The sequence below is a fragment of the Bradyrhizobium sp. 139 genome (assembly GCF_023074175.1).
Taxonomy (GTDB): Bacteria; Pseudomonadota; Alphaproteobacteria; order Rhizobiales; family Xanthobacteraceae; genus Bradyrhizobium.
The window spans coordinates 21,006-27,005 of the sequence record NZ_JADPKS010000102.1 but is presented as its reverse complement, the minus strand read 5'-3'; the positions used below and the strand labels follow the sequence as shown (position 1 = coordinate 27,005).

General features: G+C 58.8%; 7 protein-coding genes. 6 read left to right on the top strand and 1 reads right to left on the bottom strand.

Translation table 11 applies throughout. The features are described from left to right. The first annotated feature begins 100 nt into the window (after nucleotides 1-100). From IVA80_RS22500 to IVA80_RS22475, 6 genes are all read left to right on the top strand, one after another. Complete coding sequence (locus tag IVA80_RS22500; RefSeq protein WP_247435370.1) at nucleotides 101-307, top strand: hypothetical protein; 207 nt, start codon at nucleotides 101-103, stop codon at nucleotides 305-307. 1,343 nt (nucleotides 308-1,650) lie between these two features. Further along, on the top strand, nucleotides 1,651-1,860 hold the full coding sequence (locus tag IVA80_RS22495; protein WP_247435367.1) for a hypothetical protein: 210 nt from the start codon (nucleotides 1,651-1,653) through the stop codon (nucleotides 1,858-1,860). Nucleotides 1,861-1,887: 27 nt separating this feature from the next. Continuing rightward, nucleotides 1,888-2,310, top strand: coding sequence for a hypothetical protein (locus tag IVA80_RS22490; RefSeq protein ID WP_247435364.1), 423 nt, complete (start codon nucleotides 1,888-1,890; stop codon nucleotides 2,308-2,310). A 1,806-nt stretch (nucleotides 2,311-4,116) separates the two neighbouring features. After that, nucleotides 4,117-4,380 carry a hypothetical protein gene (locus IVA80_RS22485; RefSeq protein WP_247435361.1) on the top strand — a complete coding sequence of 88 codons (264 nt, stop codon included), beginning with the start codon at nucleotides 4,117-4,119 and terminating at the stop codon, nucleotides 4,378-4,380. A 26-nt stretch (nucleotides 4,381-4,406) separates the two neighbouring features. Continuing rightward, nucleotides 4,407-4,640 (top strand): hypothetical protein, encoded by a 234-nt coding sequence (locus IVA80_RS22480; protein WP_247435358.1) that lies wholly within the window; start codon nucleotides 4,407-4,409, stop codon nucleotides 4,638-4,640. 2 nt (nucleotides 4,641-4,642) lie between these two features. After that, on the top strand, nucleotides 4,643-4,858 hold the full coding sequence (locus tag IVA80_RS22475; protein ID WP_247435355.1) for a hypothetical protein: 216 nt from the start codon (nucleotides 4,643-4,645) through the stop codon (nucleotides 4,856-4,858). Between the two features lie 22 nt (nucleotides 4,859-4,880). Here IVA80_RS22475 and IVA80_RS22470 read toward each other — a convergent pair whose 3' ends face one another. Next, nucleotides 4,881-5,132, bottom strand: coding sequence for a hypothetical protein (locus tag IVA80_RS22470; RefSeq protein ID WP_247435352.1), 252 nt, complete (start codon nucleotides 5,130-5,132; stop codon nucleotides 4,881-4,883). Nucleotides 5,133-6,000 lie beyond the last annotated feature (868 nt).

Genomic DNA, 6,000 nt, shown 5'->3' with positions numbered 1-6,000 from the left:
CATCGACGACGTCAACCGCCATCCGGTCATCCATACCTGGTCCTACAAACTTGCCGAGGCCGCCTGAATATGATTCGAATCAAGGAAACGATCGTCTAGATTGCTGGATGCGTCCGAAAAGGTCGTTGGCGGGTTGCTCGGGATTTTGCTCGCCAGCATCGCTATACGCCTGATCGAGCGCTGGACGGCTGCGTCTGATGTCTGGCGGTTCTTGCGGGTTTGCCGGGTCCATGAGGCGCTGCGGGCCACGCCAGCGGTTGCGCTGGGCATCACAGACCGTGTCTGGACCATTGGGCGATTTGATTGATGCCGTGCTGCCGTTGGCAGCCGAACAAGCCGGTTCGGGTGAAGCGCAACTTCCGGGTAATAGACGGCGGGCGCTCCTCGCCGCCGGCCATCGATCCTCAGGAAGCCGTGGTCAGTCCCCCTCAGGCAGCCTCAGGATCACCACGTTGCCCGGTTCGCTGGGACTTGACCGCTCGCGCTGCCTCTTTACCACCTGCTCAAGCTCGAGAGCTTCAATTGCGAGCTCATCTGCCAAGCGCCTAAACAATTCGCGTTTTTCTGGGTCGCTCGTCCGCCTGCTCATGAGGGCGAAATCTGAGGCGTTGGCACGTAACTTGTCTAATCTGTCCCCTAGGTCCTTCATCGCTCAGGTCCTAAACGGCTTTGGCAAAACGCTCGAACACCCTATCCGCTCCTCCTTAACCACTCGTTAGACGGTGATCCGGTGAACGGGGGCGGAGTTCCCGATTCGCAAAAATGCGTCCCGAGTTCGTATCATTCGGTTGATGCGTATGGCTTAATGAGCCTCTGGGTGGCGACCACCGGCGGCATTGGACGGCAAAGGACGACACCACCGCAGATGCTGAGGCGTTTGTCTTGTTGCATGGTGTTGCGGCAGGGGCGGTGCCATTCTCAGGGGTGGTTCCGAGCCGATGCTGATGAGCGTCGGCTGATCGAGTCGCCCGTCGTGTGATGGAGTTGCTCAAGCCGCCGCGCGAGCTCTTGCTTTTTGGCAACTATCCTTGCAGCGAGAATCTCATCGACCTCTGTGTGGAGAGCCCACAGCTCATCGATGGATATGTTCTCAAATTGCTCTCTGTCCATGATTCCACCCAATCTGCTTCCCAACTCGCTAGGGGCTTTTTCTTGGCGTTCGCGCCGGGACCGTCGTGCTTGGCGATTCTATCAACGGCGACGTGCCGGGACACTTGGCGCCGTTCTCTGTGCCCCGGGCCAGCCGACCGCGACGAGGAGAGAATGTGGGCCGGCAGGGGGGTGCGTGGGCCAAGGCGCACACGGGTGCGCTTTCAAGCGCCCGGGTCTCCTACCATAAACCGGAGAAATCGCACTGTTCGCTTGTGAACATACCGGCCCCAGCATCTGACGGGTGGCTGCCCCGATGCTGAGGCCGTTTCTGCGCCGGTTGTCGAAAAGCGGGGCAAATGCAACCTGCGCTGCACGGGTTCTTATGGAGCGTCCGCTCGGGCGAAGGCAGAGCGTGCAGCAGAAGCCCGGAAGGCTGCCGATCGGCTCGCCTGCGAAGCCTGGACGCCATGTCCATCTTACGAAGGTTGGAAAGCGAACAGACGGCGGCCGAGTTGGTATTCCAGTATCCGATCGTTCAATGGCCCAATGAGCGTTCAAATGGAAAACCGCGTCATCGTAGTACATGCCTCCGGAAGGCTGCTGGATCAGTTGCGCGGAGAGGCATCCCGCGTTTCACGAGCCAACAAGGTGGACTGGTGGATGGAGCGAGGTGATAAAGGGACACATTTTTGCTTCGAGGACGCTGAGACGAAAATGGCTTTCGCGTCGATCTGCGAAAACCTCGCTATTTCGTACATGGAGGTCTAGGCAGGCGATCAAGACGGGAGGCCGTCGATGGGTGATGCGGCAAAAGACCAAAGCCTTGTGGCGCTGATTGGCGGCATTCTGAGCGGCAAGCGCGCGGAGGCGCAAGCTTCCGAACCGCATCTGCTCGCTGAGGCCGCCCCGACAGCGCCGATGAGCGCGCCCTCAACGGCGCCCGTGGCGCTGGAGATGCCGCCCCCCACAAACGGCCCCGACGAAAGACGAGCACGATTGCCCGCCGTCGCGATCGGCGACCTCGTCCTTAGCGAGCTTCGCAAGATGGATGGCTTTCCGAGATCCGGAGTATCGATCACCGTCTACGGATACCGGAATTGGAACGCCATGATCAGGTTCGCGCCGTTCTCGACCACTTCCCAGAACGCTGCACGCCTCCTCGAGGCCATGCCGGACATCGTGTTCGAGCTCCGTAAATACGTCGAGCTCAAGCGCTAGGCGGATTCGCTTTTCCTCTCGAATGCCTATCTCCGGAGCATGCACAAGGCATTCGAGTTCTGCATTCCAACCTCTGGGAAAGATCGTCCCAGCTGGGCCCGACTGGCTGCACGAGATCGAGTATTGACGGATGAGCCGCACGCTCGCCCTCGCGCTCGAGCCGCAGGCGATAGCCCACCAAGGCGGCTACGACTGGACCAAGCGCAATCCCTGGATCGTCGAGGCGCGCTGAAGAACTGCGAGCAGCAGTTCGCCGTCGACGGCGTCGCCATTTTCGGCGTGACCATGATGAAGCCCTTCATCTGCGGTGTGATTGTCACGCTTGCCTCGAACGCAGTCGTCGATCCGCCGACCGCAAGTTGGTTCGCCTAATCGCGCGAAGGGCATTTATAGGGGCCAGCCAGAGGTAAAGCCGCTTGGCACCGTCCCAGTGAACGCTCGCCCCGAAGTTAGCCGTGAAATTGTCACTGGTAGAGCCGTTGAATGCGACCGCCGGAGCATAGCTGCCGGCAGAAGGAATGGCGGCGCCGTTCATATTTGTCGCCGGGTCCGCCGACCCGTCATTATTCCAACTTCCGCCGTTGCGTCTCATCTCGTGAGCGAGGAGCAAGGTCAGATATTACCAGTCATTGCGGTCCAGACTGTCACTCAAACACACCAAGCTTCTGTCCGGGACAAGTCCTTCTGCATTGTAAAGGCTACACCAACGAATTGAAACGCCACTAAACTCTTGGGGAGCAATTATGCCTGCATTCGCGAGCATTTGCACATAGGCGTTTATGAAAGCCTCGCCGCCCGCAGGGGAAGCCTGTGTTCAAAATTGCAGGCTTCATAATCGTCTCGAAACCAGCGGCGCAGCTTATCGTCAACAGCTTCTGACCCAGTTCCCAACCTTTAGAAGGCCCGATATCTGGGACCGGCACTCCTGCTCCGCGAGCCGCTTTTTCAGCCTCGCAACTTGACTTGCATACCGGCTCGCAGACGCGGCTATTGAATATCTTTTTGCAACAACGAGCATTGCAATCCTGCGCGGGCGCAGCGGTCGCTGTCATCAACAGCAGCAGGCCCCCGAATACCATCGAGTCCAGACGCATTTGCATGCCTCCGTTTTCAACCGATGGGCGATGAATATGAAACAGCGTACTCCTACGCCGCAGTCTAGCGTTCCGCTTAAGCCTCTCTTCGCCGGGTCTGGGCGCTTCGTGGGTACTCCAAGCGGCCGGGCTGCGCCTTACCGGGTGAATGACAGGTCGTGCCCAGCCGCTTCGGCCGGTGCGCCGAAAGCCGATCCTCGCGCACTATACAGGGAGGGGATAACACGGCGTTAAAGCCGAGGAATATTGGACCGACCTATCGGCAGCATTGCTGCCCCTCCTCGGCAATTTGGACGCCGCTTTTTCAGCCAACCGAATTACATCGGAGCTGACGAAGAAAGCCATTCCGCAATTCCGGAACGTAGTCCAGGCGGTCGCAAAGCCAAACCGCGAAACCTTTAAACAGTTCGCGAGCAGAGTTCTTGTCGACTGATCGATCCTCCAAAACAGCGAACACTTGTGACCCCAGATCAGTTCATTTCCAAGTGGAAGTTCGCCGAGCTTACGGAGCGCGCGGCGGCCCAATCTCACTTCATCGATCTGTGCCGCCTTCTCGGCGAGCCCGCACCTGTCAATCGGCTTGCAAATTTTAGACGCCGATGCGTCCTCGTGACCCATGCCGCAAAACAATAACCATGAACCATTTAGAAAAGGGTGCCGGGTGTTCCCGATCCGTAACTGATCGTAAACCATGCGATGGCAACAAACGGCTATGGAAACCGAACGCCCGCCTGAAACGATACTTCAAGACATCCGTCGGCAAGAAAAGCGCACGTCGCTTTTTAATCAGTATCACCGGCAAATGCTCGATCCTCTTCGTGACCGCGATTGGGTGTCTTCTTCGAAGCTTCCCGATCACCCCGGAACAACGCTTGCTCTTTTACGGAACGGATGGATGGAGCGACGCTCGACCGGCGAAGGTGTCGAATATCGTATGACAGAAGCCGGTCTGTTGGAGCTTAGCCGGCCGCGATAATTCAAGCGCGGAGAGGAGGCAACGCAGTGTCAACAGCCATGGAAATGATCGTCGCCGGCTACGTGAAGGTGCGGGACCGACGTGCATTGGCAGATTTGCTAGCGCATCGCCGCAAGGTGCTCGCCCAACTGCAAGCCGTGTCGGGCATCAATCCTCAGAACGCGGTCAAGGCGACCCAAGAGGAACTTGCGCTTATCGAAGCCGGCCTAGAAGAACTCAAACCGCCTCTCGGCTCGCTGCCCGAAAATGAGTGGAACTAGCGATGCGCGTGATCAATTGGGACAAGATCGGCCGCATGACGGAGCCCGGCCGTTACAAATGCTTCTTCGGCTATCTAACCATTACGTCAGACGACATCGAAGTGTGGACGCGCTATCCCGACGCGACGTTCACTTTGATTGCGGGGCCGACGACTGAGCAATCGGTGGGCGAAGATTACCGTCTAGGCGCGTTCGAAATCGGCAATCCTCAACAGTAGGACGGTTCGCCGTGGGCGAAGCCTATCGCGCGGCCGCTTGCGCCGACCTCGCACGTCCCTCAAGAATGCGGATCGTCGATACGAGCTTGTCGCGTCGCGCGCGAAGATTTAGCGCAAGCAGCGGATACGTCGGCTGCCGCACGTCGATCAACCCCGCCTTGGCTTCCTCTTCGAGGATATCGGAATTCAAAAGATCGACGCGCCACCATAGATCGGCTATGAGTGCGCTAAGCTGTAGTTCTCCGGTGATACCGGAACGGGACACTTCTTGCATCGTTTGCCTCAACCTGAAACAGCCCCTTCACTGGGACCGACCTTTGGTCTTGACTGAGCAAACGGAATGCCAAGGTGGGGCGCGGCGTTCAGGTTCCGGAATTAACTCCGCGCGCCGCCATCAAGCTTAATTAGCGAGTGCGATTGCGCCCGCCCCAATCGCCGATACGTTTAGCGCACCGGACATTGCCCCGTCCGGGTTCAGGGCGACGTCGGCGCGCCATCATATTCGGCGCGTCGGCTTCGTTTTTGCTGTCGATAGCGCGAGCCTCGTTTTGACGAATGAACCGGACGATCACCCGTTCGATCTAGTCGAGATACGGCGACAGATCAGGGCCTTGCGCTCGCAAAACTCAGACAATCTTCTGGTCACATCGCTGTTGAACCGCTTCTTCGTGAAGATCGCGTTTCTATCAGAGCCGAACGATGTCGCGCACGCGCAACATCTGCGGTCCGAGTTCGCCCGGACGCTACAAAGGGTTGAGGCGGTCGCCGCGCGGACCGCATCCGCGAAGCCATCAGGCGCCGTCAAGCAGCCCAAGTAACACTAACGCACAGACGTCCTTGCGCCTGCCGTGGGCGGCGCCGATGCTCGATGCAGTCGCGAAGTCGTCCTCGTCTCGCGTACCGGCGGCTTGGCGGCCAGGGGCCGCCGCCACAAGCGGCGGCCCCGCCCATGAACAGCTCTAGTAGGCGCGCCGCACCACTCGTGGCAGAGAGGGTAGTCTCCGAGAAAACGGCTTCGCAAGCGCAAGCACAGCGGCTTCGTCGGTTTCCAGCGCGATCTTCTGGGCGAGCAAAAATGTGTAGCGGCAAAGGAGATTGAGAAGAACCAAACCCACAAAGACGTCCTGAAATTTGTCGAACAG

Excerpts from the sequence above, each read along its gene's own strand:
- IVA80_RS22475 (WP_247435355.1), top strand. The coding sequence starts at position 4,643 with ATGCGCGTGATCAATTGGGACAAGATCGGCCGCATGACGGAGCCCGGC.
- IVA80_RS22485 (WP_247435361.1), top strand. The coding sequence starts at position 4,117 with ATGGAAACCGAACGCCCGCCTGAAACGATACTTCAAGACATCCGTCGG.
- IVA80_RS22495 (WP_247435367.1), top strand. The coding sequence starts at position 1,651 with ATGGAAAACCGCGTCATCGTAGTACATGCCTCCGGAAGGCTGCTGGAT.
- IVA80_RS22490 (WP_247435364.1), top strand. The coding sequence starts at position 1,888 with ATGGGTGATGCGGCAAAAGACCAAAGCCTTGTGGCGCTGATTGGCGGC.
- IVA80_RS22470 (WP_247435352.1), bottom strand. The coding sequence starts at position 5,132 with ATGCAAGAAGTGTCCCGTTCCGGTATCACCGGAGAACTACAGCTTAGC.